The sequence below is a fragment of the Roseateles sp. genome (assembly GCF_039929605.1).
Lineage (GTDB): Bacteria > Pseudomonadota > Gammaproteobacteria > Burkholderiales > Burkholderiaceae_C > Pelomonas.
This window is the reverse complement of sequence record NZ_JBDSQX010000084.1, coordinates 17,773-40,169: the sequence shown is the minus strand read 5'-3', so window position 1 is coordinate 40,169 and position 22,397 is coordinate 17,773. Positions and strand designations below refer to the sequence as shown.

Genomic DNA, 22,397 nt, shown 5'->3' with positions numbered 1-22,397 from the left:
CTCACGCGAGCGAGCTGTCGTCGGCCGATATGCCCAGCGGGTTGGCACGCGCATTCGTCGTCATGCCGTCCAAGCTGAGTTCACCCACCGGCGCAGCGGTAGCGGCGTTGCCGATGAACGCAGCCAACATCAGCCAGCGCTACGGCACGGATCTCATCGCAGCCCTAGCGCCCATTCGATGCCGCCGAGTAAATGCTGTTGGAACGCCGGCATGCGCCACACGGCCTCGTTGTGGCCGAGCGCCGTGTAGAACACCCGCCCCTTGCCGAACTCGCGGCTCCACGAGATGGGGAAGTTGCCCGGCGCCCCGGTGTTGGGATGGCGGTCCAGTGCGAGCAGTTCCTGCACCTGGGCCGGCCGGTAGTTCTTGATGACGTAGATCTCTTCGAGCTGACCGTCGAGGTTCCAGATAGCCGGCAGGTGGCGGTTGGCCGGGTGTGAGGCGTCGCGGTTGATGGCCTCGATGCGCACCTGCTCGCGGTGGTAGTCGAACTCGCCGCCCAACATGTCGGCGTAGGGCCGGTAGCCGTGCAAGGTGTCGGACGCACTGTGGATGCCGATGAAGGCGCCGCCGTCCCAGACCCACTGGATGAAGGCGTCCTTGTCGGGCAGCGGCAGTTCGCCCGTGGTGCTGGCGAAGACGATGCCGTCATAACGCTTCAGCGCTGCGGCATTGAGCTTGCGCTCCAGCATGGCCCTAACCTGCTCCTTGTACGTCTCGGACTCGCCATTGCCGATGGGCGCCACCGAGGCCAGTTCCACCTCGAAGGTGCCCGACGATTCGCCGAGCGAAGCCAAGACGCGCTCGGCCGTTTCGATGGACGCGTGGCGAAAGCCCAGCGTCGTCGTGACGACGAGGATCTTTCTGGCCGGCGCGGCCATGGCGTCGGTGACGAACACGCTAGCCAGAGCGGCAAGGCAAGTTATCCAGAAAAAGCGTTTCATGGTTCGACTCCTGTGGGCTGGGGCACGCATCCTAGGATCATGCGATGGTAGGCCGCCACGGGCCGAACAGGCCACCGCCGCCGATGGTCTTCGCAATGAGCGCGCGGACGCGTGACTGGCTTGATCAATTTGGACATGACTTGCTGCGTTCGCTTTACGAATGCGTGAATACGCCTAGCCGCTTCGCGCACGTGAACGGCGCAGTTGCGGCCCAGCCGCCGCACAGGGAATTCGCAGGGGCACGGCCCGCGGCGAAGTGAGCGTCACTCCAGGCACGATCTCCGTCGGTAGCACGATCGAGCTGCGGTTTCCTTGCATGACAGCTACATCAGCGCGCCGTGGATCTTGACCCAGCTACGCGGCACGCGCGGTCACGCCCAGGCGATGAGCTACTGGACGTACAGCGACCTCTTCGAGGAACCCAGCCCTCCCAACGCCGCCCTTCACGGCGGCTTCGGCCTGATGACACGCGACGGCATTCGCAAGCCGGCTTGGTTCGCCTACAAATACCTCAACGCACTACGTGGCAACGAGGTGCCCAGCGCGGACAAGACACTGCTTGCTGCGCGCGATGGCAACAAGGCGGCTGTCGTGGTGTGGAACTGGCAACACCCGGAGCAGCCCAACCAGCAATGGCGTCTATTTCGGCAAGCCGGTCCCCACGCGGCAGCACCCACCGTCACACTGAATCTGCGCAACGTCAGCGCTGGCACCTACCGCGTGCAGGTGCGCCGCACCGGTCACAAGGTCAACGACGCCGACACCACCTACCTGGAAATGGGTTCGCCAAAGGATCTGAACGAGGGCCAGTTGAACAAACTGCATGCTTTGACGGCCGACAAGTCCGAAGTCGATCAGGTCCACCGTGACGCCAAGCAAGTGAAACTGCGCTGCGGCGCTCTGGGCCCTTTTGCTTTCTGGCTCGGACTAAATGACATAGAGCATCGTCTGCAGTTCATCCCCGGGAAAACGCAATTCGTCGCTCAAGCCTGGTTTGATAGGCGGACTTGCTGAACACTCGCGGTCACCTTGCCGGATGCAAGGCTGGAGTTGGAAATGCGACGAATCAAGGGATGGTTGAGTCTGGGCCTGGTTCTCGGCGTGCTGGCCGGAGGACTGCCCGCACAAGCCAGCGAAGTGGTCAAACTGGCGAGGCTCGTCGTCAGTGGCAAGCGCGCCCCCAGCGAGGCCCCGCGCAGCACCCCGCCTGAACAGCGGCCGGCGCCAACAGTTCAGAGTCAAGGCGGCGGTGGCGGCGATGAAGCCGGTAATGCGCCCGCGCCATCACGCGGCGTTTCCTGAGCTTCTTGAACCACCCCAATTACCCAAAAGCAAAATGCGCCCAAACCCGGAAAGGGTTTGGGCGCATCGCATTTTGGCGGAGTGGACGGGGCTCGAACCCGCGACCCCCGGCGTGACAGGCCGGTATTCTAACCAACTGAACTACCACTCCATGTGGGATGAATTCAGCACCGTCTTTCAACAATACTCAAGCTCATCAAACTCGCTCGTCTTTCGACAAGAATTGGCGTCCCCTAGGGGATTCGAACCCCTGTAGCCACCGTGAAAGGGTGGTGTCCTAGGCCTCTAGACGAAGGGGACAAACTCGCAAATCAAACTCAAAAAACAAACGGCCAACGAATTGGCCGTTTGCGTATCGGGCGGACCCGATGGAATCCTTGGCGGAGTGGACGGGGCTCGAACCCGCGACCCCCGGCGTGACAGGCCGGTATTCTAACCAACTGAACTACCACTCCGTGTGGGATGAATTCAGCACTGTCTTTCAACAATACTCAAGCTCATCAAACTTGGCGTCCCCTAGGGGATTCGAACCCCTGTAATCACCGTGAAAGGGTGGTGTCCTAGGCCTCTAGACGAAGGGGACTAAACCTTCGCCGCTTGAACTGCGCGCCGCCATAAACCAATGGTTTAAATGGTGGAGGTAAACGGGATCGAACCGATGACCTCTTGCATGCCATGCAAGCGCTCTCCCAGCTGAGCTATACCCCCAATTTGATTTTGATTCAGTCGTTACCGACCTTGTCGCAAATCGCTTTGTTTGCAGCGCTGTTCAAGCGAGACAAAGAGTATAGGACGATTTTCAGACCGATTGCAAGCGTTCGAGGACTTTTTTCTTGTCGAAGTGCTCGAGCACGGCATCAAGCGACGGCGTCTGTGCACGGCCGCACACCAGAACCCGCACTGGCACGGCCAGTTGCGGCATCTTCAGGCCGGTCGCCGCCAGGGTTTCTTTCAGCGCTTGCTGAAGAGTTGTTTTGTTCCATTCGGCCAAGGCCGCCAGCTTCACAGCCAGCGCAGACAGAGCTGGGCGAATGGCGACGGTGATGTGTGCAGCCAGATCATCGGCTGAAGGCTTGACCGGCGCGAAATACATCGCCAGCCAGTCGGCCAGCGCGGCGACGGTGGCGCAACGGTCCTTGAACAGGCCAACCTTGGGCTGGATCTGTTCGGCGGTCACAGTGATGCCCTGGGTTGCCAGTTGCTGGACGACGAGGCCGGCAAGACGCGCCTCGTCGACGTGCTTGACGTAGTGGCTATTGACCCAGTCGAGCTTGGCCGGATCCCATTGCGCCGGGCTTTTGGACAGGTGGGCACCGTCGAACCAGCGAACCATCTGCTCGGCCGAGAACAACTCGTCGTCGCCATGGCTCCAGCCCAGGCGCGCCAAGTAGTTCAGCATGCCCTCTGGCAGGTAGCCGTTGGCGGCGTAGTCCATCACGCTGACGGCGCCACGGCGCTTGGAGAGCTTCAGGCCGTCGTCACCCAGGATGATGGGCAGGTGGCCGAAGGATGGCAGCGGCGCGGCTAGGGCGTTGAAGATGTTGATCTGCCAGGGCGTGTTGTTGACGTGCTCGTCGCCACGGAAGACGTGGCTGATGCGCATGTCCCAGTCATCGACGACGACGGCGAAGTTGTAGGTCGGCACACCGTCCGTCCTGGCGATGATGAGGTCGTCGATCTCGCGGTTGTTGATCGTGATCGGACCCTTGACCAGGTCATCCCAAGTCACGTCACCATCCACTGGATTGGCAAAGCGGATGACGGGCTTCACGCCCTCGGGAGGCGCTGGCAGCGTCTTGCCCGGTTCGGGGCGCCAGCGGCGGTCGTAGAGCGTTTTCTCGCCACGCGCTTTCTGGGCCTCGCGCATCTCGGTGAGCTCTTCGGGCGTCGCATAGCAGCGGTAGGCCTTGCCTGCGGCGATCAGCTGCTCGATGACTGCGGTGTAGCGGTCCAGGCGCTGCATCTGGTAGATCGGGCCCTCGTCGTAGTTCAGGCCAAGCCAGTTCATCGCGGCAATGATCTGGTCGACCGAGTCCTGCGTCGAGCGCGCAACGTCGGTGTCCTCGATGCGCAGCACGAACTCGCCGCCGTGGTGGCGGGCATAGGCCCAGGAATAGAGCGCCGTGCGGGCCGTGCCCAAGTGCAGGAAGCCGGTCGGCGACGGCGCGATGCGCGTGCGGATCTTGTCGAAGGAGCTCATCGGGTGTTCAAGGTAGAGAGACCGCGAGCCAAGTCGTCGGTGATGTCGTCGACATGCTCCAGGCCGACGGCCAGGCGGATCAGGCCCTGGCTGATGCCCGCAGCCTGGCGCTGGGCCTCGCTGAGGCGGCCGTGCGAGGTCGTCGCGGGGTGGGTGATGATGGTTTTCGTGTCGCCAAGGTTGGTGGCGATGGAGACGACGCGGGTGCTGTCGATGACGTGGAAGGCGGCGGCGCGGGCGGCGTCGGACGAGTCAGCCCTGACATCGAAGGACAGCACCGCCCCGCCCTGCCCGCTCTGCTGGCGCATGGCCAATTCGTGCTGCGGGTGGGAGGCCAGGCCGGGGTAGTGGACTCGGGCGACGCCGGGCTGCGCTTCCAGCCAGCGGGCGACGGCCAGCGCCTGCTCGCTCTGGGCCTTCATGCGCAGAGACAGCGTCTCCAGGCCTTTCAGCACGACCCAGGCGTTGAACGGCGCCAGCGTCATGCCGACGGTGCGCAGCACAGGGCCGAAGACATCGCGGATGAGCCTGTTCGGCCCGCACAGCGCACCGGCCATCACGCGGCCCTGGCCGTCCATGTACTTGGTGGCCGAGTGCATGACGACGTCGGCGCCCATCTCGGCCGGGCGTTGCAAGGCGGGCGACGAATAGGTGTTGTCGACGGCCAGCAGCGCGCCCGCGTCGTGCGCCATGTCGGCCAGCGCGCGGATATCGCAGATCTCGGTCAGCGGGTTGGTGGGCGTCTCGGCGAAGAAGAGCTCGGTCGTCGGCCGGATGGCCGCGCGCCATTCGGTCAGATCGGTCTGCGAGACGAAGGTCGTCTCGACGCCGAACTTGCCGAACTCCTTGGCAAACAGGTTGATCGTCGAGCCGAACACCGAACGGGAACAGACGACGTGGTCGCCGGCCTTCAGCACGCCCATGCCGAGCAGCAGGATGGCGCTCATGCCGGTCGACGTCGCGATGGCCGCCTCGGTGCCCTCCAGCGCCGCCATGCGCGCTTCCAAGCTGCGCACGGTCGGGTTGCTGGTGCGCGAGTAGGTGAAGTCCTCAGAGTTGGCGAACTTGCGCGCCGAGGTCTCGGCGTCGGCTTGCACGTAGGCCGTGGTCAGGAACAGCGCCTCGGAGTGCTCGCCGTGCTGGCTGCGCGGCAGGCCGGTGCGGATGGCGAGCGTTTCGGGGCGCAGGCCGTCGGGCAGGTTGCTGCGGGTGTCGTCACTCATGCGCTCAGCCCTCGCTGTCGCCTTGCAGCGCCAAGCGGCCACGTGTATCGGCCTCCTCGTCGCTGGGCTGGCTGGCGCGTTGCGCACGCAGCGTGGCGAAGTCTTCCAGGCTGACGTCGCCGGTCACGTAATGGCCGTCGAAGCAGCTCGCTTCGAAGCCGGCGAGGCCTGGGCGCAGCGCGGCGACGACGCGCTTCATCGCATCCACGTCCTGGTAGATGAGCGCATCGGCGCCGATGTACTCGCGGATCTCCTCGATGGAGCGGTTGTGCGCAATCAGTTCCTCGGCTGTCGGCATGTCGATGCCGTAGACGTTCGGGTAGCGCACCGGCGGCGCGGCGGAGGCGAGGTAGACCTTGTGCGCACCGGCCTCGCGGGCCATCTGCACGATCTCCCGGGACGTGGTGCCGCGCACGATGGAGTCGTCCACCAGCAGCACGTTGCGGTTTTTGAACTCCACGCCGATGGCATTGAGCTTCTGGCGCACGCTCTTCTTGCGCGCGCCCTGCCCCGGCATGATGAAAGTGCGGCCGACGTAGCGGTTCTTCACAAAGCCTTCGCGATAGGGCTTGCCGATACGGTGGGCCAGTTGCATCGCCGAAGGGCGGCTGCTCTCGGGAATAGGAATCACCACGTCGATCTCATTGGGCGGCATGGTCGAGATGACACGCTGCGCCAGCGTCTCACCCATGTTCAGGCGCGCTTGGTAGACGGAGATGCCATCCATCACCGAGTCCGGCCGCGCGAGGTAGACGAACTCGAACATGCAGGGGTTCAGCGACGGGTTGTCGTTGCACTGTTCGGCATGCAGCTTGCCGGTCATGTCGATGAACAGGGCTTCACCGGGCGCCACGTCGCGCTCCAGTTGGTGACCGGTGCCCTCAAGAGCCACGCTTTCGCTGGCCACCATGAACTCGCCGTTCGCCGAGCGGCCAAAGCACAGCGGGCGGATACCGAAGGGGTCGCGGAAGGCCAGCAGGCCTTGGCCGGCGATCAGCGCGATGACGGCGTAGCTGCCCTTGATGCGCTTCTGCACCGCGCGCACGGCGGCGAAGATTTCCTTCGGGCTGAGCGGCAGGTCCCGCGCGGCCATCTCCAGCTCGTGGGCCAGCACGTTGATCAGCACCTCGGTGTCGCTCTCGGTGTTGATGTGGCGTCGGTCAATGTCGAACAGCTCGTCCTTCAGCGCATGCGCGTTGGTCAGGTTGCCGTTATGAACCAGCACGATGCCGAAGGGCGCGTTCACGTAGAACGGTTGCGCCTCTTCCTCGCTGTACGCATTGCCTGCCGTCGGGTAGCGCACCTGGCCGAGCCCGATGCTGCCCGGCAGACCACGCATGTTGCGCGTGCGAAAGACGTCCCGCACCATTCCGCGAGCCTTGTGCATGAAGCACTTCTGACCCTGCATCGTGACGATGCCGGCCGCGTCCTGGCCGCGGTGCTGCAAGAGCAGCAGCGCGTCATAGAGCAGTTGGTTGACGGGAGAGGCAGCGAGAGCGCCGACGATGCCGCACATGGCGTGGGTCCTTAATCTGTCGATTCCGCCTCAGATGGGGTCATCGAGCGCGAAACAAAACGGGCAATGGGTTCGGGCAGCATCGGCGCGGCGTCGCGCAGCACGACGGTCAGCCGGGGCACGGCGAGCGAGGCGCGCCAGGTTTGTGATTCGGCCAGCGGCGAGGCACCGATCACGAGCACCAGCAGCAGCGCAATGATGACGCCGCGCAGCGCGCCGAAGCTGGCGCCGCCAAGGCGGTCCACCACGGACAGCGGCGTGGCGTGGATCAACGCCTTGACCAGGCGTGTGGCCAGGCTCCAGACGATGAGGACGAAGAAGAAGGCGATGGCGAGGGACATCACATGCAGCACGCTGGGGCTGAACCGGGCCGCCATCGAGTCGGGCAACAGGTCCAGCACGACGGGCGCCAGCGGCGAGGCGGCGAAATAGGCGATCACCCAGCCGGCCAGCGACATCACCTCGAAGACGAGACCGCGCCAAAGGCCGATGGCGATGGACAGCAGCAGCAAGCCTGCCAGCGCGAGATCGACCCAGCTCAGCGCGATGTCCATGGTCGTGGCGTCAAAGGGTGAGGATGGCGCTAGGCAGGCCAGCGCCCTTGAGCTTGGCGGCGGCGCGCTCGGCCTCGTCGCGACTGGCGAACGGCCCCAGGCGCACGCGGATGCGCCGGCCATCGGCCGTGTCGACGGCCTGGGCGTAGGTCTTGAGGCCGAGCTTTTCGACCTTGCTGCGCACGTCCTGCGCCGTCTTGTTCTCACCGTAGGCGCCCACCTGCACGATGAAGCGGGCCGCAGCCGCAGGTGCCGTTTCCTTGCCCTCCAGCAAGGCCCGGGCGCGAGCGCCGTCGTTGGCGGGCTTGGGCTTGTCGGTCGACTTGTCCACGGGCTTCTCGGCGACCTTGACGGGCGGCTTCTCGACGGGTTTCTCAGCGACCTTTTCAACCGGCTTTTCAACGGGCTTTTCGGCGACCTTGGGTTCGACGGGCAACTCCGCGTTGGCGGTGGGCGTCGGCTGGGGCGCTGGCTCGGCCTGGCTCAGCGGCTCACGCGTCGGCACCGTCAGCGGCGGCGCGGTCTCCTTGCGGGGAATCTCGATGGGTAGGTCGACGGGGATCGGCCGCGGCTGGGTTTCGAAGATCAGCGGGAAGCCGACGACGCCGGCAGCCACCAGCACGGCGGCGCCGATAAGCCGGCGGCGGGCGCGCGCGCGCAGCACCAACACATCGTCGGCCGCGCTCGCCTTGGCGCCGGACTTGGCCGACTTCTTGGGCGCCGCCGCAGTGGCGGCGTCATCGCGCTTGAGAAAGGAAAACAGGCCCATCGGCAGCGTCAGGCTCAGTGGAGGGTGGGAGGTGTCGGCTCGGCAGCGCCGGCCGTCACACGGGGCAGGCCCTGCTGGAGCACCCCACCCACGGTGTAGAAGGAACCGAAGACGAGGATTCTATCGGCCGTGGTCGCGCCGGCCGCCGCCGCGTGCAGGGCATCGAGCGGGTTGGCGTGGGTGTACGTCGTCACGCCGGGCGGTGTCTTCAGCCCGGCGGCGAGGAAGGCTGCCTCGAGCTGCGCGGCCGTGGCGGCGCGCGGGATTGGCAGATCAGTGAAATGCCAGACGTCCACCAGCGGCGCGATGCGCGCCAGGATGCCGCCCAGGTCCTTGTCCGCCATCGCGCCGAAGACGGCGTGAGTGCGGGGAAAAAAGCCCATCTGGTCGAGGTTCTGGGCCAGGGCCGCGACCGCGTGCGGGTTGTGGGCGACGTCCAGCACGACGGCGGGCTGGCCGGCCAGCACCTGGAAGCGGCCGGGCAGCTCGACGAGGGCCAAACCGGTGCGCACGGCCTGGGCGCTGATTGGCAGCTTGTCGGAGAGCGCCTCCAGCGCCGCCAGCACGCCGGACGCATTCAGCAACTGGTTCACGCCCCGCAGCGCCGGGTAGGCCATGCCCGAGAAGCGCTTGTTGCGCCCAGCCCATTGCCACTGCGCGCGGTCGCCGCTGAAGGTGAAGTCGCGGCCGAGCTGGCGCAGGTCGGCGCCCAGTTCGGCAGCGCGCGCCGCAAGGGACGCCGGCGGCACGGGGTCGCTGACGACGACCGGCCGACCGGCGCGCATGATGCCGGCCTTCTCGCGGCCAACGCTCTCGCGGTCGTTGCCAAGAAACTCGGTGTGGTCGAGGTCGATGCTGGTGATGACGGCGCAGTCGGCGTCGATGACGTTGACGGCATCCAGCCGGCCGCCGAGGCCGACTTCGAGGATGACGAGGTCGAGCGGCTCGTGCTGCAGGCGCCGCATGATGGCCAGCGTCGTGAACTCGAAGTAGGTCAGCGTGATGTCGCCGCGCGCAACTTCGACGGCTTCGAAGTGCGGCTCCAGCGACGCGGCCTGAACGGGTTCGCCGCCGACGCGGCAGCGCTCCTGGAAGTGCACGAGGTGGGGCTTGATGTAGAGGCCGACACGGTAGCCGGCATGCAGCGCAATGGACTCCAGCATCGCGCAGGTCGACCCCTTGCCGTTGGTGCCGGCGACAACGATGGTCGGGCAGTCGAAGGCGATGCCCAGGCGCTCGCGCACGGTGGACACGCGGTCCAGCGTCATGTCGATGGTCTTGGGATGCAGGCGCTCGCAGTGGGCGAGCCAGTCGTCAAGCGTCATGGCGGGCTACTGATCAACAAAAACAAAAGCCAGGCGCGGGGCCTGGCTTGGAACTCTGCGGGCGACGTTCAGGCGACGGCGTCCGTGCTCTGGCGTTGCAGCATGGCGAGCTGACGGGCGATCGTTTCGCGCAGCTGGCGGCGGTCCACGATCATGTCGACGGCGCCCTTTTCCAGCAGGAACTCGGCGCGCTGAAAGCCCGGGGGCAGTTTCTCGCGCACGGTGTTCTCGATGACGCGCGGGCCGGCAAAGCCGATCAGCGCCTTGGGTTCGGCAATGACGACGTCGCCCACAAAGGCGAAGCTGGCGGACACGCCGCCCATCGTCGGGTCGGTCAGCACGCTGATGTAGGGCAGCTTGGCTTTGGCTAGGCGCGTCAGCGACGCGTTGGTCTTGGCCATCTGCATCAGGCTCAGCAGGCCTTCCTGCATGCGCGCGCCGCCGGTTGCGGTGAAGCAGATGAAGGGCGTCTTCTGCTCGATGGCCGATTCGACACCGCGCACGAAGCGCTCGCCGACGACCGAGCCCATCGAGCCACCCATGAAGTCGAACTCGAAGCAAGCCGCGACGACCGGCACGGTCATGACCGCACCGCCCAGCACAACCAGCGCATCGGTCTCGCCGGTGTTCTCCAGCGCTTCCTTCAGGCGGTCGGGGTATTTCTTGCTGTCCTTGAACTTGAGCGCGTCGACCGGCAGGATTTCCTGACCCACTTCATAGCGGCCCTCGGCGTCGAGGAAGGCATCCAGCCGGGCGCGCGCGCCGATGCGGTGGTGGTGCGAGCACTTGGGGCAGACATTGATGTTCTGCTCCAGGTCGGTCTTGTAGAGCACCGTCTCGCAGCTCGGGCACTTGATCCACAGGCCCTCGGGGACCGTACGACGGTCGGCGGGGTCACCTTGCTGGATCTTGGGCGGGAGGAGTTTGTCGAGCCAACTCATGTGTCAGTCCTTCTTGTCGAGTGCCGCGCGGATTTCACGGATGAAGGCCGCGCCGGTCAGGGCAACATTATCGGCTGGCTGCTGCTCCAGCAGCTCGACCAGCTTGGAGCCGATGACGACCGCGTCCGACACGTCGGCCACCGCCCGCGCCGTGGCGCCGTCGCGGATACCGAAGCCCACGCCCACCGGCGTGCTGACGTGGCGGCGGATGCGCGGCACGGCCTCGGCCACGGCGGCGGTGTTCAGGTGGCCAGCGCCGGTCACGCCCTTCAGCGACACGTAGTAGACGTAGCCGCTGGCGAGCTTGCCGACTTGCGCCATGCGCGTCTCGGTGGACGTGGGCGCAAGCAGGAAGATCGCGTCCATGTCCGCCGCACGCAGCTTGGCGGCGAACTCCTCGCACTCCTCGGGCGGGTAGTCGACGATGAGCACGCCGTCGACGCCAGCCGCCGACGCATCGGCCACGAAGGCGTCCAGGCCGTAGCGCTCGACCGGGTTGGCGTAGCCCATCAGGACGAGGGGCGTCTTGTCGTTGCGCGCGCGGAACTCGCGCACGAAGCCGAGCACCTTGCGCAGGCCGATGCCGTGCTTCAGCGCGCGTTCACCAGCGCGCTGGATGACGGGGCCGTCGGCCATTGGGTCGGAGAAAGGCACGCCCAGCTCGATGACGTCGGCACCGGCCTCGGCCATCGCCAGCAGCAGGTCGACGGTCGCCTCGGGGTACGGGTCACCTGCAGTGACGAAGGGGATCAGTGCCTTGCGGCCATTGGCCTTGAGCTGATCGAAGGTGGTCTTGATGCGGCTCATTGCTTGACCTTCTCGCCGGCTTGCGACGGGCGGTCGAAGTAGGTGGCGCCGGACAGGTCGGCGACGGTACCGATGTCCTTGTCGCCGCGGCCGCTGAGGTTGATCAGCAGCACCTTGTCCTGGCCGAGCGTCGGCGCGAGCTTGATGGCATAGGCGACCGCGTGGCTGGATTCGAGCGCGGGGATGATGCCTTCGGTGCGGCACAGGCGGTGGAAGGCCGACAGCGCCTCGGCGTCCGTGACGCCGACGTACTCGGCGCGGCCGATGTCCTTCAGGTGCGCATGCTCGGGGCCGACGCCGGGATAGTCCAGGCCGGCTGAGATGGAGTGCGTCTCGATGATCTGCCCGTCATCGTCCTGCAAGAGATAAGTGCGGTTGCCGTGCAGCACGCCGGGGCTACCGGCAGTCAGCGTGGCGGCATGCTTGCCGCTGGCGATGCCCTGCCCTTCGGCCTCGACGCCGATCAGGCGCACCGACTCGTGCGGGATGTAGGGATGGAAGATGCCGATGGCATTCGACCCGCCGCCCACGCAGGCCACCACGACATCCGGCTGGCGGCCGGCCAGCTCGGGCATCTGTACCAGGCATTCCTCGCCGATGACGCGCTGGAAGTCGCGCACCATCATCGGATAGGGGTGCGGGCCGGCCACGGTGCCGATGATGTAGAAGGTGTTCTCGACATTGGTGACCCAGTCGCGCATTGCCTCGTTGAGCGCATCCTTCAACGTCTTGCTGCCACTCTCCACCGGCACGACCGTGGCACCGAGCAGCTTCATGCGGTAGACATTGGGCGACTGGCGCTTCACGTCCTCGCTGCCCATGTAGACGACGCACGCCAGCCCGTAACGCGCGCAGATCGTTGCCGTGGCCACGCCGTGCTGGCCAGCACCGGTCTCCGCGATGACGCGCGGCTTGCCCATGCGCTTGGCCAGCAGCGCCTGGCCGATGACGTTGTTGATCTTGTGCGCCCCCGTGTGGTTCAGATCCTCGCGCTTGAGGTAGATCTGCGCGCCGCCCAGCTCACGGCTCAGGCGGTCGGCATAGTAGATCGGGCTTGGGCGGCCGACGAAATGCTTGAGCTCACGCTGGTACTCGGCGATGAACTCGGGATCGTTGCGGTAGTGCGCGTAGGCGTCCTTGAGCTGGTCGAGCGCGTGGACGAGGGTCTCGGAGACGAAACTGCCGCCAAAGGTGGCAGTGCCCGCATGGCGGAAATGCCCGGTCGCGTCGGGCTGGTCGTACTGGAACATGGTCTTCCCCTATTGGGAGAGTTCGGCATCGGCGCGCTTTACTGCGCGGCAGAACTCATGGATCAGGTCGGCGCTCTTGATGCCCTTGGACACCTCGACGCCGGAACTCACATCAACGGCCCAAGGCCGCACCTGCCTGATGCCATCGCCGACGTTTGCTGCATTCAACCCACCAGACAAAACGAGGCGAGAGCTGACGCTTGGAGGAATGAGTGACCAATCGAAGACCTTGCCGCCACCGCCATAACCGTCGACAGGGGCGTCGAGCAGGATGGCCTGGGCACTGGAAAAACGGGAGCTGAAGTCTACCAAGTCGAAGCCAGGCGCTACGGCAGCCGCACGCAGGTAAGGCCGGTTCACGCGCTCGCAGTCAGCCAGCGTCTCGTCGCCATGGAACTGCACGAGCATGTTGGGCAGCGCGTCGAAACCGGCTTGCAGTTCGGCATCGGTCGCGTTGACGAACAGTCCCACCGGCGTGACGAAGGGCGGCAGCAGCCGCGCCAGCACCCTCGCCCGCTCCGGCGTCACCGCGCGTAGGCTCTTGGCATAGAAGACAAAGCCGATGGCGTCGGCGCCGGCTGCAATGGCCGCTTCAACATCGGCCTCGCGGGTCAGCCCGCAGATCTTGATTCGGGTCATGGGAGCCAGTTCAAAGCCGGGACTTCGCGTGGGATGTCGAATTCGGCATCGTAGGTCGGGCCGAGAAAGTACAGGCCGTCGGGGGAGAACGTAGGCGCTGCCACCTTGCGATCGCGGGCGGCGAGCACATCGCTCACCCAGGCCACCGGGCGCGTGCCGTTGCCGACCGCCAGCAGGCAGCCCATCAGGTTGCGCACCATGTGATGAAGGAAGGCGCTGGCCTCGAACTCGAGGCGCCAGTAGGCGCCGCGGCGCTGCACGCGGATCTCGCGCAAGGTCTTGATGGGCGACGCGGCCTGGCACTCCGCCGAGCGGAAAGACGAGAAATCGTGTTCGCCAATCAGGCGCGCGGCGGCGGCTTCCAGCGCGGCCTGGTCGAGCGGGCGAAACACCCAACCACACTGACCCGATTCGATGGCCGGCCGCACGGCCGATTCCAGCAGCAGATAGGCATAACGCCGTCCACGTGCGGAGTAGCGCGAGTGGAAGGCATCACCCGGAAAACGGCACCACTGGATGGCAATGTCAGGCGGCAAGTAGCGGTTGCTGCCGCGCACCCACGAGGACAGCTCACGCTCGACCTCGGTGTCAAAGTGGACGACCTGATTGATGCCGTGAACACCGCTATCCGTGCGGCCGGCGCAGATGGTGCGGATCGGCTGGGCCGCGAAGGCGGACAGACCCTTTTCGAGTGCGTCCTGCACCGTTCGGCCATCGGCCTGGCTCTGCCAGCCGTTGTAGCCGCCGCCGCGGTAGCTCACGCCAAGTGCAACTCTCATCGGGTCCGGAAGTAAAAACGCCCGGCCAGGCCGGGCGTCGAAGTATCACGGTTGTGCTTAGCGGAGGTCGTTCAGCATCGCCTGGGCGCGGTCGCGCAGCGAACCGCTGGCACGCTGGATCAGCTCCTGCAACACCTCGCGGGCGCCTTCGGTGTCGCCGATCTGGCGGAACTCATCGGCCAGCTCCAGCTGACGCACCAGCGGGTCGCCGTCATCGTCACCCAGTGCTTCCAGGGCCACGGCGAGATGGTCCGGATCGGTTTCGCCCGGTTGGGTAGGTTCACCGAAGTCGAAATCCAGTTCCGTCGGCGCCGTGGCGGGCGACAACGATGCGCTGCTCGACAGGCCGCCCATGCTGCTGAGGTCGAAGCTCAGATCCGGAGCCGGTGGTGCAACGCGGGCTCCGCGACCGGAGATATCGAAGTCCATCGTCAACGGCGCGTGCTCGATCGAGGCCGGCATGGCCTGCGTCGCGGCCATTGCGTGGGGCGAGACGGGCTCGACGGCGTCGAGGTCCAGGTCCAGCGCCAGGTCGAAACCGCTGACGGGGCCGGTGTCCGGACCGCTGCGGCCCATCGTGTCGGTTCCCAGATGAGGCGCTACGGAATGCGCGCCGCTCGGCAGCGCAGTCTGCGGCAGCGTGCTGGCGTTCATGGGCTCGGGACGCAGCTCGGGGCCGTCCTCGACATGGGCTGGTGCACCACCCGGCTGGTACAGCGGGTTGTCCGGGTCGATGCCACGGCCCAGTTCCTGCGCCTTGGCCCAGTCCTCGCCCGACCCACGGGTTTCGGCAAACAGCTGCACGGCGAGCTGCTCGAAGCCCTTGGTGTCGCGGCGCTTGGCGTAGACCTCCAGCAGCTTCAGGCGAATGGCCAGGCGCGTCGGGTTGGCGCGCAGGGCCTCCTTGAGGATTTCCTCGGCCTGCAGGTCGCGGCCGTAGGCGAGGTAGACGTCGGCCTCGGCCACCGGGTCCACGTCGCCAATGGCGTCGAGCTGGCTGAGCGAGTAGCTCATCGACGACTGGCCGCTGTTCTGCGTGTCGCGGGTGTCGACACGCTGGCCGCCGGTGCCGCCGAAGAAGGAGTCGGGCTGCAGGCGGCTTTCGTGGAAACCGGTCTCGGCGGCGTTGGCCGGGCGGCGCGAACGCAGGCGATAGAGGCCAAGGCCGCCCAGCACGGCGACAAGAACGGCGGCCAACGGCAGGACAAAGCGGTTGTCGAGCAATTCCTCGATGAAGCCGGGTGGCTCGGCGGCCGGAGACGGGGGCAGCGGCGCACTGGCGCGGGGAGCCGGCCTGGACGCAGCCATGCTGGCTGCAGCAACCGGGGCCGGCATGGAAGCGGGCTCGACGGCAGCCACGACCGGAGAAGGCAAGGTCGACACTCCAGGCGCAGGAGCCGGTACGGCGGCGCCCGGCGCCGCAGGCGTGGCGGCGGCGGCGTTGGAGAGCTTCTTCAGCTCCTCGACATTGCGCGTCAGTTCGGCCACACGGGCGGCGGCGTCCTTCTTCTCGGCTTCCTTGGAGAGCTTGGTCTCGCCAGCGCTGGCGGCCTTGCTGAGTGTGAGCTTGTCGGGCGTTTGTGCGGCTGCGGGCTTGCGGTCCTCAACGGCGGCCTGCACCTGGCCCCTGGCCTGACGTTCGCTCTCGGTGCTCTTCAACGTGGGGGCGGCAGAAGCCAGCCGCTGGCGGTAGGCCGCGAAGTCGGCGCTCTGGGCCAAGATGATTCGACGGGCCTCAGGCGCGGGCACATTGGCCAGTGCCTCGCTGGACGGCACCTGCAACACGGCGCCCGCCTTGAGCAGGTTCATGTTGCCGTCGATGAATGCGTCGGGGTTGTTGCGGAATAACCCGACGAGCATCTGGTCCAGCGAAATGCCGCTGACCTGGGTGCGGCCGGCAACCTTGGACAGCGAATCGCCCGGGCGGACAACGTATTCGGAGCCGGCGGTGACGGCGGGGCGCATCGGAGCAGATGCTGGTGCAGGAGTCGGCGCTGCGACCGGCGGTCGAGCCACCGCCATGGGTGGCTGCCCGGGCAGGATGCGTGGCAGCGCCGTGGTCACGGCAGGCGCCGGTGCGGGCACCGCTTCGCTGGCGACCGCTGGTGCGCCGGCAACAACAGGCGGTGCGGTGATGAGGGGCGCGGGCTTGGGCAGGCTCGGCGGGTCGAAGAGCAGCGTGTATTCGCGCACCAGCTTGCCGGTGGACCAGGTCAGCTCCAGGATGACGTCGATAAACGGCTCCTGCACCGCGCGGTCACTGCTGACGCGCAGCAGCGTACGGCCATCGCGGCGAACGATCAGCACCTGGGCCGACGTCAGCACCGGGTTGTAGTCGACGCCGCTGATGCGGTAGGAATCGGGCGGCGCGACGCGCACCTTGAGTGTGGCGGCCTCTTCGGGCGTCAGGCTGGTGACGTCGATCTCGGCACGCATGGTCTCGCCGAGGGCGGACTGCACATTCAACTTGCCCAGGCCCAACGCCTGCGCACCACCCGTGGCTACCAGCAGCGCGGCGGCCAGTGCGAGGTGGTGGCGGGTGAAGCCGGTCGGGCGGACGCCCTCGAATGCGTCGCGGATGTGGTCTTTCAAGGCATTCCCCAAAGCAACAAGGCGGGGCATCGTGCCCCGCCTGTCTCGATCTTCAGCACGCGCTGTGCGAACTTGGTCCGCACGCTGATCTGCACATTGCCGGCGTCGAGTTTCGAATTAAAAAACACAACAGCATCAAGCATATACGCGGAAATGCTCAAGCGGTATCTGATGTGTCGCTTGGTGTCGATAACGAGCCGAGGGTCAACCCTAATTCGAATCGTAAAAGACCGTAAGCAGATCAACGATCGAGCAGGATGCGCAGCATGCGGCGCAGCGGCTCGGCGGCGCCCCACAGCAGTTGGTCGCCGATGGTGAAGGCGCCAACGTACTCGGCGCCCATTGCCAGCTTGCGCACGCGGCCGACGGGAATGGTCATGGTGCCCGTGACGGCCACGGGGGTCAGGTCACGGATGGTGGCCTCGCGGGTGTTGGGCACCAGCTTCACCCACTCGTTGTCGGCGGCGATCATGGCCTCGATGTCGGCCAGCGGCACGTCCTTCTTGAGCTTGAAGGTCAGCGCCTGGCTGTGGCAGCGCATCGCGCCGACGCGCACGCAGAAGCCGTCGACCGGGATGGAGCCGCTGCCGAGGATCTTGTTGGTCTCGGCCATGCCCTTCCACTCCTCCTTGGACATGCCATTGCCGAGGTCCTTGTCGATCCAGGGGATCAAGGAACCGCCCAGCGGCACGCCGAAGTTGGCCGTCTCGTCGGCGGAGAGCGAACGCTGCTTGGCGATGACCTGGCGGTCGATTTCGAGGATGGCGCTCTTGGGGTCGTCCAGCAGCGGCCTGACGGCTGCGTTCAGCGTGCCGTACTGCGTCAGCAGCTCGCGCATGTGCTGGGCGCCGCCGCCGCTTGCCGCCTGGTAGGTCTGCGTGGACATCCACTCCACCAGCCCGGCCTTGTACAGCGCGCCCACGCCCATCAGCATGCAGCTGACGGTGCAGTTACCACCGATCCAGTTCTTGCCGCCGTCGCTCAGCGCCTGGTCGATGACCGCGCGGTTGACGGGGTCCAGGATGATGACGGCGTCATCGGCCATGCGCAGCGTGGAGGCGGCGTCGATCCAGTGGCCCGTCCAGCCCGCAGCGCGCAGCTTGGGGTAGACCTCGGAGGTGTAGTCGCCGCCCTGGGCGGTGATGATGATGTCGCAGCGCTTGAGCTGCTCGATGTCGAAGCCGCTTTGCAGCGTCTTCTCGTTCTTGGCCTGCGTCGGGGCAGCGCCACCGGCGTTGGACGTCGAGAAGAACAGCGGCTCGATCAGGTCGAAATCGCGCTCGGCGGTCATGCGGTCCATGAGCACTGAGCCCACCATGCCGCGCCAGCCTACGAGGCCTACCAAGGTCGTCATCATCATTCCTTCAGTTCACCAAACCCCATCCACTTCGGGCCCCGGCTCGTTCGCCGGGTTTGGAGGGGCGAGACGAGACGGAGCTGTTAGCTCTTGATGGTTTTCGTGGTCGTAATGGCTTTCACCACGGCGTCGCCCATCTCAATGGTCGAGACCTTCGTGGTGCCATCACTCCAGATGTCGGCGGTGCGCAAGCCCTGCGCCAGCACGGACTGCACGGCCGTCTCGATACGAGCGGCAGCGTCGCCTTGGTTGAGGGAGAACTTGAGCATCATGGCGGCAGACAGGATTGTAGCCAGCGGGTTGGCAATCCCCTTGCCGGCGATGTCCGGCGCGCTGCCGTGGCTGGGCTCGTAGAGGCCCTTGTTGTTCGCGTCCAACGAGGCGGACGGCAGCATGCCGATGGAGCCGGTCAGCATCGCGGCTTCATCGGACAGGATGTCGCCGAACATGTTGCCGGTCACGACGACGTCGAACTTCTTCGGCGCCTTGACGAGCTGCATCGCCGCGTTGTCGACGTACATGTGGTCCAGCTCGACATCGGGGTACTGGGCGTGGACCTCGATGACGATGTCCTTCCAGAACTGCGAGGTCTCCAGCACGTTGGCTTTGTCGACGCTGGTGAGGCGCTTGGACCGTAAGCGGGCGGCCTGGAAGGCGACGTGGGCGATGCGCTCGATCTCGGGGCGCGAGTAGCGCATCGTGTCGAAGGCTTCATCGGCGCCGGGGAAGTGGCCGTCCACGGCCGTACGGCGACCGCGCGGCTGGCCGAAGTAGATGTCGCCGGTCAGCTCGCGGATCAAGAGGATGTCGAGGCCGGCGACGAGCTCAGGTTTCAGCGACGACGCATGCGTCAGTTGCTCGTAGCAGATGGCCGGGCGGAAGTTTGCGAACAGGCCCAGCGCCTTGCGCAGGCCAAGGATGGCCTGTTCAGGCCGCAGCGAACGCTCCAGCTTGTCGTACTTCCAGTCGCCCACGGCGCCGAACAGCACGGCGTCGGCTTCCTGCGCCAGCTTCAGTGTGGCGGGCGGCAGCGGGTGGCCGCTGGTGTCGTAAGCCTTGCCGCCGACGTCGGCCCAGTCGAGCTGCAAAGGCAGGTCGAGCGCGTTCAGGACCTTGACGGCCTCGGCCATGATTTCGGGGCCGATACCGTCGCCCGGCAGAACGGCAATCTTCTTGATCGTCATGACGTCAAATCACTCGGTTGGCCAGCCAGGGTTTGGCGGCGATGCGTTGCGCCTCGTAGGCGCGGATCTTGTTGGTGTGCTGCAGCGTCAGGCCGATCTCGTCGAGGCCGCCGATCAGGCATTCCTTGCGGAAAGGCTCGATGTCGAAGGGCAGTTCGGCGCCGTCGGGCTTCACGACGACCTGGCGTGGCAGGTCGACGACAAGCTGGTAGCCGGGGAAGGCGTAGACCTCGTCGAACAACTGCGCGATCGCGCGCTCGGGCAAGACGATGGGCAGCAGGCCGTTCTTGAAGCAGTTGTTGAAGAAGATGTCGGCAAAGCTCGGTGCCAGGATGGCGCGGAAGCCGTATTGCTGCAGCGCCCAGGGCGCATGCTCGCGGCTGGAGCCGCAGCCGAAGTTGCTGCGCGCGATCAGCACGCTGGCACCCGCATAACGCGGCTGGTTCAGCACGAACTCGGGGTTGGGCTTGCGGCTGGCCGGGTCCTGGCCGGGTTCGCCGTGGTCCAGGTAGCGCCACTCGTCGAACAGGTTGGGGCCGAAGCCGCTGCGCTTGATCGACTTCAGGAACTGCTTGGGAATGATGGCGTCGGTGTCGACGTTGTCGCGGTCCATGGGCGCGACGAGACCCTTGTGAATGGTGAACTTGTCCATCAGGAGAGCGTCCTCACGTCGACAAAATGACCCGCCATGGCCGCAGCGGCAGCCATGGCAGGGCTGACCAGATGGGTGCGCCCACCGGCGCCCTGGCGGCCTTCGAAATTGCGGTTGCTGGTCGACGCACAACGCTCGCCCGGCTCCAGCCGGTCGGCGTTCATCGCCAGGCACATGGAGCAACCCGGTTCGCGCCATTCGAAGCCGGCGGCTTTGAAGACCTGGTCCAGCCCTTCGGCTTCGGCCTGCGCCTTGACGAGGCCGGAGCCCGGCACGACGAGGGCCAGCTTGATGTTCTTGGCCAGGCGCCCGCCGACGCGGCGCACGACGGCGGCGGCCTCGCGCATGTCCTCGATGCGGCTGTTGGTGCAAGAGCCGATGAAGACCTTGTCGACGTGGATGTCGCTGATGGCCTTGTTGGGCTCCAGCGCCATATAGGTCAGCGCGCGCTCGATGGCGCCGCGTTTGACGGCGTCTTTTTCACGTTCCGGGTCGGGCACGCGGTCGTCGATGGCCAGCACCATCTCGGGCGACGTGCCCCAGCTGACCTGCGGGCGGATCTGTGCGGCGTCGAGTTCGACGATCTTGTCGAAGTGCGCGCCGGCGTCGGTGTGCAGCGTGCGCCAGTAAGGCACGGCCTGTTCCCACTCCACGCCATTCGGCGAGAAGGGGCGGCCTTTGACGTAGTTGATGGTCGTGTCGTCCACACCGATCAGGCCCGCGCGGGCACCGGCTTCGATGGCCATGTTGCAGACGGTCATGCGACCTTCCATCGAGAGTGAGCGGATGGCCGCGCCCGCGAACTCGTTGGTGTAGCCGTTGCCGCCGGCCGTGCCGATCTTGCCGATGATGGCGAGCACGATGTCCTTGGCGCCAACGCCCTTGGGGCATTGGCCTTCCACCTTGACGAGCAGGTTCTTGGCCTTCTTGGCGGACAGCGTCTGCGTGGCCAGCACATGCTCGACCTCGCTGGTGCCGATGCCATGCGCCAGCGCGCCGAAGGCGCCGTGCGTGGAGGTGTGGCTGTCGCCGCAGACGACGGTCATGCCGGGCAGCGTGGCGCCCTGCTCCGGGCCGATGACGTGCACGATGCCCTGGCGCTTGTCGTTCATCTTGAACTGCGTGATGCCGACGCGGTCGCAGTTAGCGTCCAGCGTGTCGACCTGCAGTTTGGAGATGGGATCAGCGATGCCTTGCGACCGGTCGGTCGTCGGCACGTTGTGGTCGCTGACGGCCAGGTTGGCGGACAGGCGCCAGACCTTGCGGCCGGCCAGGTCCAGGCCTTCGAAGGCCTGCGGGCTGGTCACCTCGTGAACGAGGTGGCGGTCGATGTAGAGCAGTGCCGTGCCATCCGGTTCGGAGTGCACGACATGCTCGTCCCAGAGCTTGTCGTAAAGGGTACGGGGGGTCATTGCTTTTCTCGAGGAATGAGGGTGTCCACGAAGCGTTGCACCACGGTGGGCAAGCGCTGTTGGCGCAGCACACCCAGGTAATAGTCGCGCTCGGCCCACGGCTCTTCAAGTCGCAGGCAGCGCACGCCGAAAACGCGCGTGAAGCGTTCGGCGGGTTGTTCAGGCAGCACGGCCACGCCGAGACCGGATTCGACCAGTTGGGCGATGCCGTCGAAGCCGCGCACCTGCAGGCGCGCGTTGAGCGTCTGGCCACGGGCGGCGGCTTGTTCGCGCATCAGTTCCTGGGCGCTGGCGCCGGCATTCAGGCCGATGAGGTCATAGCCCAGCAAGTCGTCGAAGCTCACAGCCTCGCGGCTGGCGAGCGGGTGCTTGAGCGGGACAAGAGCCGCGAGGCGGCTGCGGGCGAAGACCCAGGTCTGGACCCGGTTGTCGAGCACCGGCGCGGTGAAGACGCCGACGTCAGCACGCCCTTCGGCCACGGCGGCCTGCACCTCGGCGCTGGTCAGGTCTTCCAGGCTGATGCGGATTTGCGCGTGCGCCTGCGAGAACTCGACCAGATAGGGCGGCAGGCACTCGGCAATCGCGCTGGTGTTGGAGGCGATGCGCAGGTGGCCCTTGATGCCGCGAGAGAACTCCATGACCTCGGTTTCGAGGGCGTAGAGCGACGCATGCAACGAGCGGATATGGCGCACCAGCGCCCGGCCCGCCTCGGTCGGCTCAACCCCGCGAGCGCGCCGCTCAAACAGTTGTACGCCGAGGCGGCTTTCGAGGTCGGACAAGCGCTTGCTGGCCGCAGCCAGCGCCAGGTGCTCCTGGGCCGCGCCACGGGTGATCGAGCGGGTCTGCTCGATGGCCAGCACGAGATTGAGAGTGGTGAGGTCGTGGCGCATGATCGATTGACTCCAGCATAGCCTTCGCGAAGAACGAGATTCTGCGCCAAAAAGCGATAG

The 22,397-nt window shown here is 66.0% G+C and carries 21 protein-coding genes and 5 tRNA genes; 2 read left to right on the top strand and 24 right to left on the bottom strand.

Annotated features, from left to right (window positions below; translation table 11 throughout):
* Nucleotide 1: 1 nt before the first annotated feature.
* Nucleotides 2–130, bottom strand: a complete 129-nt coding sequence (locus tag ABIS05_RS11680; protein WP_348012418.1) for a hypothetical protein — start codon at nt 128–130, stop codon at nt 2–4.
* Between the two features lie 23 nt (nt 131–153).
* Nucleotides 154–945 (bottom strand): ThuA domain-containing protein, encoded by a 792-nt coding sequence (locus ABIS05_RS11675; protein ID WP_348012417.1) that lies wholly within the window; start codon nt 943–945, stop codon nt 154–156.
* Nucleotides 946–1,257: 312 nt separating this feature from the next.
* Here ABIS05_RS11675 and ABIS05_RS11670 point away from each other — a divergent pair, with 312 nt between their 5' ends.
* Together ABIS05_RS11670 and ABIS05_RS11665 are read left to right on the top strand one after the other, a co-directional pair.
* Complete coding sequence (locus tag ABIS05_RS11670; RefSeq protein WP_348012416.1) at nt 1,258–1,959, top strand: GH39 family glycosyl hydrolase; 702 nt, start codon at nt 1,258–1,260, stop codon at nt 1,957–1,959.
* A gap of 42 nt (nt 1,960–2,001) precedes the next feature.
* Nucleotides 2,002–2,247, top strand: coding sequence for a hypothetical protein (locus tag ABIS05_RS11665; RefSeq protein ID WP_348012415.1), 246 nt, complete (start codon nt 2,002–2,004; stop codon nt 2,245–2,247).
* Nucleotides 2,248–2,321: 74 nt separating this feature from the next.
* Here the strand turns inward: ABIS05_RS11665 and ABIS05_RS11660 are convergent.
* The 22 genes from ABIS05_RS11660 to ABIS05_RS11555 all read right to left on the bottom strand — a co-directional run bounded on the left by ABIS05_RS11660 (nt 2,322) and on the right by ABIS05_RS11555 (nt 22,337).
* A tRNA-Asp gene (locus ABIS05_RS11660) sits at nt 2,322–2,398 on the bottom strand.
* 73 nt (nt 2,399–2,471) lie between these two features.
* A tRNA-Glu gene (locus ABIS05_RS11655) sits at nt 2,472–2,547 on the bottom strand.
* 78 nt (nt 2,548–2,625) lie between these two features.
* Nucleotides 2,626–2,702 (bottom strand) — tRNA-Asp (locus ABIS05_RS11650).
* Between the two features lie 52 nt (nt 2,703–2,754).
* A tRNA-Glu gene (locus ABIS05_RS11645) sits at nt 2,755–2,830 on the bottom strand.
* Nucleotides 2,831–2,879: 49 nt separating this feature from the next.
* Nucleotides 2,880–2,955: transfer RNA gene (locus tag ABIS05_RS11640), tRNA-Ala, on the bottom strand.
* Between the two features lie 91 nt (nt 2,956–3,046).
* On the bottom strand, nt 3,047–4,447 hold the full coding sequence (gltX, locus tag ABIS05_RS11635; protein WP_348012414.1) for a glutamate--tRNA ligase: 1,401 nt from the start codon (nt 4,445–4,447) through the stop codon (nt 3,047–3,049).
* On the bottom strand, nt 4,444–5,670 hold the full coding sequence (locus ABIS05_RS11630; protein WP_348012413.1) for an O-succinylhomoserine sulfhydrylase: 1,227 nt from the start codon (nt 5,668–5,670) through the stop codon (nt 4,444–4,446). The genes gltX and ABIS05_RS11630 overlap by 4 nt, the downstream gene beginning before the upstream one ends.
* A 4-nt stretch (nt 5,671–5,674) precedes the next feature.
* Nucleotides 5,675–7,186 (bottom strand): amidophosphoribosyltransferase, encoded by a 1,512-nt coding sequence (gene purF, locus ABIS05_RS11625; protein WP_348012412.1) that lies wholly within the window; start codon nt 7,184–7,186, stop codon nt 5,675–5,677.
* Between the two features lie 11 nt (nt 7,187–7,197).
* On the bottom strand, nt 7,198–7,740 hold the full coding sequence (locus ABIS05_RS11620; protein ID WP_348012411.1) for a CvpA family protein: 543 nt from the start codon (nt 7,738–7,740) through the stop codon (nt 7,198–7,200).
* A gap of 10 nt (nt 7,741–7,750) precedes the next feature.
* Nucleotides 7,751–8,509: an SPOR domain-containing protein gene (locus tag ABIS05_RS11615; protein WP_348012410.1), complete on the bottom strand. Its 759-nt coding sequence runs from the start codon at nt 8,507–8,509 to the stop codon at nt 7,751–7,753.
* Between the two features lie 14 nt (nt 8,510–8,523).
* Nucleotides 8,524–9,834, bottom strand: coding sequence for a bifunctional tetrahydrofolate synthase/dihydrofolate synthase (folC, locus tag ABIS05_RS11610; protein ID WP_348012409.1), 1,311 nt, complete (start codon nt 9,832–9,834; stop codon nt 8,524–8,526).
* Nucleotides 9,835–9,902: 68 nt separating this feature from the next.
* Nucleotides 9,903–10,775: an acetyl-CoA carboxylase, carboxyltransferase subunit beta gene (accD, locus tag ABIS05_RS11605; RefSeq protein ID WP_348012408.1), complete on the bottom strand. Its 873-nt coding sequence runs from the start codon at nt 10,773–10,775 to the stop codon at nt 9,903–9,905.
* 3 nt (nt 10,776–10,778) lie between these two features.
* Nucleotides 10,779–11,582 carry a tryptophan synthase subunit alpha gene (trpA, locus tag ABIS05_RS11600; RefSeq protein WP_348012407.1) on the bottom strand — a complete coding sequence of 268 codons (804 nt, stop codon included), beginning with the start codon at nt 11,580–11,582 and terminating at the stop codon, nt 10,779–10,781.
* Nucleotides 11,579–12,832, bottom strand: a complete 1,254-nt coding sequence (trpB, locus tag ABIS05_RS11595; protein WP_348012406.1) for a tryptophan synthase subunit beta — start codon at nt 12,830–12,832, stop codon at nt 11,579–11,581. Before trpB ends, trpA begins: the two co-directional genes overlap by 4 nt.
* 9 nt (nt 12,833–12,841) lie before the next feature.
* On the bottom strand, nt 12,842–13,471 hold the full coding sequence (locus ABIS05_RS11590) for a phosphoribosylanthranilate isomerase (RefSeq protein ID WP_348012405.1): 630 nt from the start codon (nt 13,469–13,471) through the stop codon (nt 12,842–12,844).
* Entirely contained in the window at nt 13,468–14,250 is a 783-nt protein-coding gene (gene truA, locus ABIS05_RS11585) for a tRNA pseudouridine(38-40) synthase TruA (protein ID WP_348012404.1), read from the bottom strand. Before truA ends, ABIS05_RS11590 begins: the two co-directional genes overlap by 4 nt.
* A gap of 57 nt (nt 14,251–14,307) precedes the next feature.
* Nucleotides 14,308–16,872: a FimV/HubP family polar landmark protein gene (locus ABIS05_RS11580; protein ID WP_348012403.1), complete on the bottom strand. Its 2,565-nt coding sequence runs from the start codon at nt 16,870–16,872 to the stop codon at nt 14,308–14,310.
* Nucleotides 16,873–17,083: 211 nt separating this feature from the next.
* The gene (gene asd, locus ABIS05_RS11575) at nt 17,084–18,196 is read right to left on the bottom strand and encodes an aspartate-semialdehyde dehydrogenase (protein WP_348012402.1); all 1,113 of its coding nucleotides are present in this window, start codon (nt 18,194–18,196) and stop codon (nt 17,084–17,086) included.
* A gap of 86 nt (nt 18,197–18,282) precedes the next feature.
* Nucleotides 18,283–19,383 carry a 3-isopropylmalate dehydrogenase gene (gene leuB / locus ABIS05_RS11570; RefSeq protein WP_348012401.1) on the bottom strand — a complete coding sequence of 367 codons (1,101 nt, stop codon included), beginning with the start codon at nt 19,381–19,383 and terminating at the stop codon, nt 18,283–18,285.
* Between the two features lie 4 nt (nt 19,384–19,387).
* Entirely contained in the window at nt 19,388–20,035 is a 648-nt protein-coding gene (gene leuD, locus ABIS05_RS11565; protein ID WP_348012400.1) for a 3-isopropylmalate dehydratase small subunit, read from the bottom strand.
* On the bottom strand, nt 20,035–21,447 hold the full coding sequence (leuC, locus tag ABIS05_RS11560; protein ID WP_348012399.1) for a 3-isopropylmalate dehydratase large subunit: 1,413 nt from the start codon (nt 21,445–21,447) through the stop codon (nt 20,035–20,037). Before leuC ends, leuD begins: the two co-directional genes overlap by 1 nt.
* On the bottom strand, nt 21,444–22,337 hold the full coding sequence (locus ABIS05_RS11555; protein ID WP_348012398.1) for a LysR family transcriptional regulator: 894 nt from the start codon (nt 22,335–22,337) through the stop codon (nt 21,444–21,446). The genes leuC and ABIS05_RS11555 overlap by 4 nt, the downstream gene beginning before the upstream one ends.
* Nucleotides 22,338–22,397: the final 60 nt, after the last annotated feature.

Excerpts from the sequence above, each read along its gene's own strand:
- trpA (WP_348012407.1), bottom strand. The coding sequence starts at position 11,582 with ATGAGCCGCATCAAGACCACCTTCGATCAGCTCAAGGCCAATGGCCGC.
- ABIS05_RS11620 (WP_348012411.1), bottom strand. The coding sequence starts at position 7,740 with ATGGACATCGCGCTGAGCTGGGTCGATCTCGCGCTGGCAGGCTTGCTG.
- ABIS05_RS11665 (WP_348012415.1), top strand. The coding sequence starts at position 2,002 with ATGCGACGAATCAAGGGATGGTTGAGTCTGGGCCTGGTTCTCGGCGTG.
- leuD (WP_348012400.1), bottom strand. The coding sequence starts at position 20,035 with ATGGACAAGTTCACCATTCACAAGGGTCTCGTCGCGCCCATGGACCGC.
- leuC (WP_348012399.1), bottom strand. The coding sequence starts at position 21,447 with ATGACCCCCCGTACCCTTTACGACAAGCTCTGGGACGAGCATGTCGTG.
- ABIS05_RS11580 (WP_348012403.1), bottom strand. The coding sequence starts at position 16,872 with ATGCCCCGCCTTGTTGCTTTGGGGAATGCCTTGAAAGACCACATCCGC.
- ABIS05_RS11555 (WP_348012398.1), bottom strand. The coding sequence starts at position 22,337 with ATGCGCCACGACCTCACCACTCTCAATCTCGTGCTGGCCATCGAGCAG.
- ABIS05_RS11630 (WP_348012413.1), bottom strand. The coding sequence starts at position 5,670 with ATGAGTGACGACACCCGCAGCAACCTGCCCGACGGCCTGCGCCCCGAA.
- folC (WP_348012409.1), bottom strand. The coding sequence starts at position 9,834 with ATGACGCTTGACGACTGGCTCGCCCACTGCGAGCGCCTGCATCCCAAG.
- asd (WP_348012402.1), bottom strand. The coding sequence starts at position 18,196 with ATGACGACCTTGGTAGGCCTCGTAGGCTGGCGCGGCATGGTGGGCTCA.
- trpB (WP_348012406.1), bottom strand. The coding sequence starts at position 12,832 with ATGTTCCAGTACGACCAGCCCGACGCGACCGGGCATTTCCGCCATGCG.
- ABIS05_RS11680 (WP_348012418.1), bottom strand. The coding sequence starts at position 130 with ATGTTGGCTGCGTTCATCGGCAACGCCGCTACCGCTGCGCCGGTGGGT.
- accD (WP_348012408.1), bottom strand. The coding sequence starts at position 10,775 with ATGAGTTGGCTCGACAAACTCCTCCCGCCCAAGATCCAGCAAGGTGAC.
- leuB (WP_348012401.1), bottom strand. The coding sequence starts at position 19,383 with ATGACGATCAAGAAGATTGCCGTTCTGCCGGGCGACGGTATCGGCCCC.
- ABIS05_RS11590 (WP_348012405.1), bottom strand. The coding sequence starts at position 13,471 with ATGACCCGAATCAAGATCTGCGGGCTGACCCGCGAGGCCGATGTTGAA.
- truA (WP_348012404.1), bottom strand. The coding sequence starts at position 14,250 with ATGAGAGTTGCACTTGGCGTGAGCTACCGCGGCGGCGGCTACAACGGC.
- purF (WP_348012412.1), bottom strand. The coding sequence starts at position 7,186 with ATGTGCGGCATCGTCGGCGCTCTCGCTGCCTCTCCCGTCAACCAACTG.
- ABIS05_RS11615 (WP_348012410.1), bottom strand. The coding sequence starts at position 8,509 with ATGGGCCTGTTTTCCTTTCTCAAGCGCGATGACGCCGCCACTGCGGCG.
- ABIS05_RS11675 (WP_348012417.1), bottom strand. The coding sequence starts at position 945 with ATGAAACGCTTTTTCTGGATAACTTGCCTTGCCGCTCTGGCTAGCGTG.
- gltX (WP_348012414.1), bottom strand. The coding sequence starts at position 4,447 with ATGAGCTCCTTCGACAAGATCCGCACGCGCATCGCGCCGTCGCCGACC.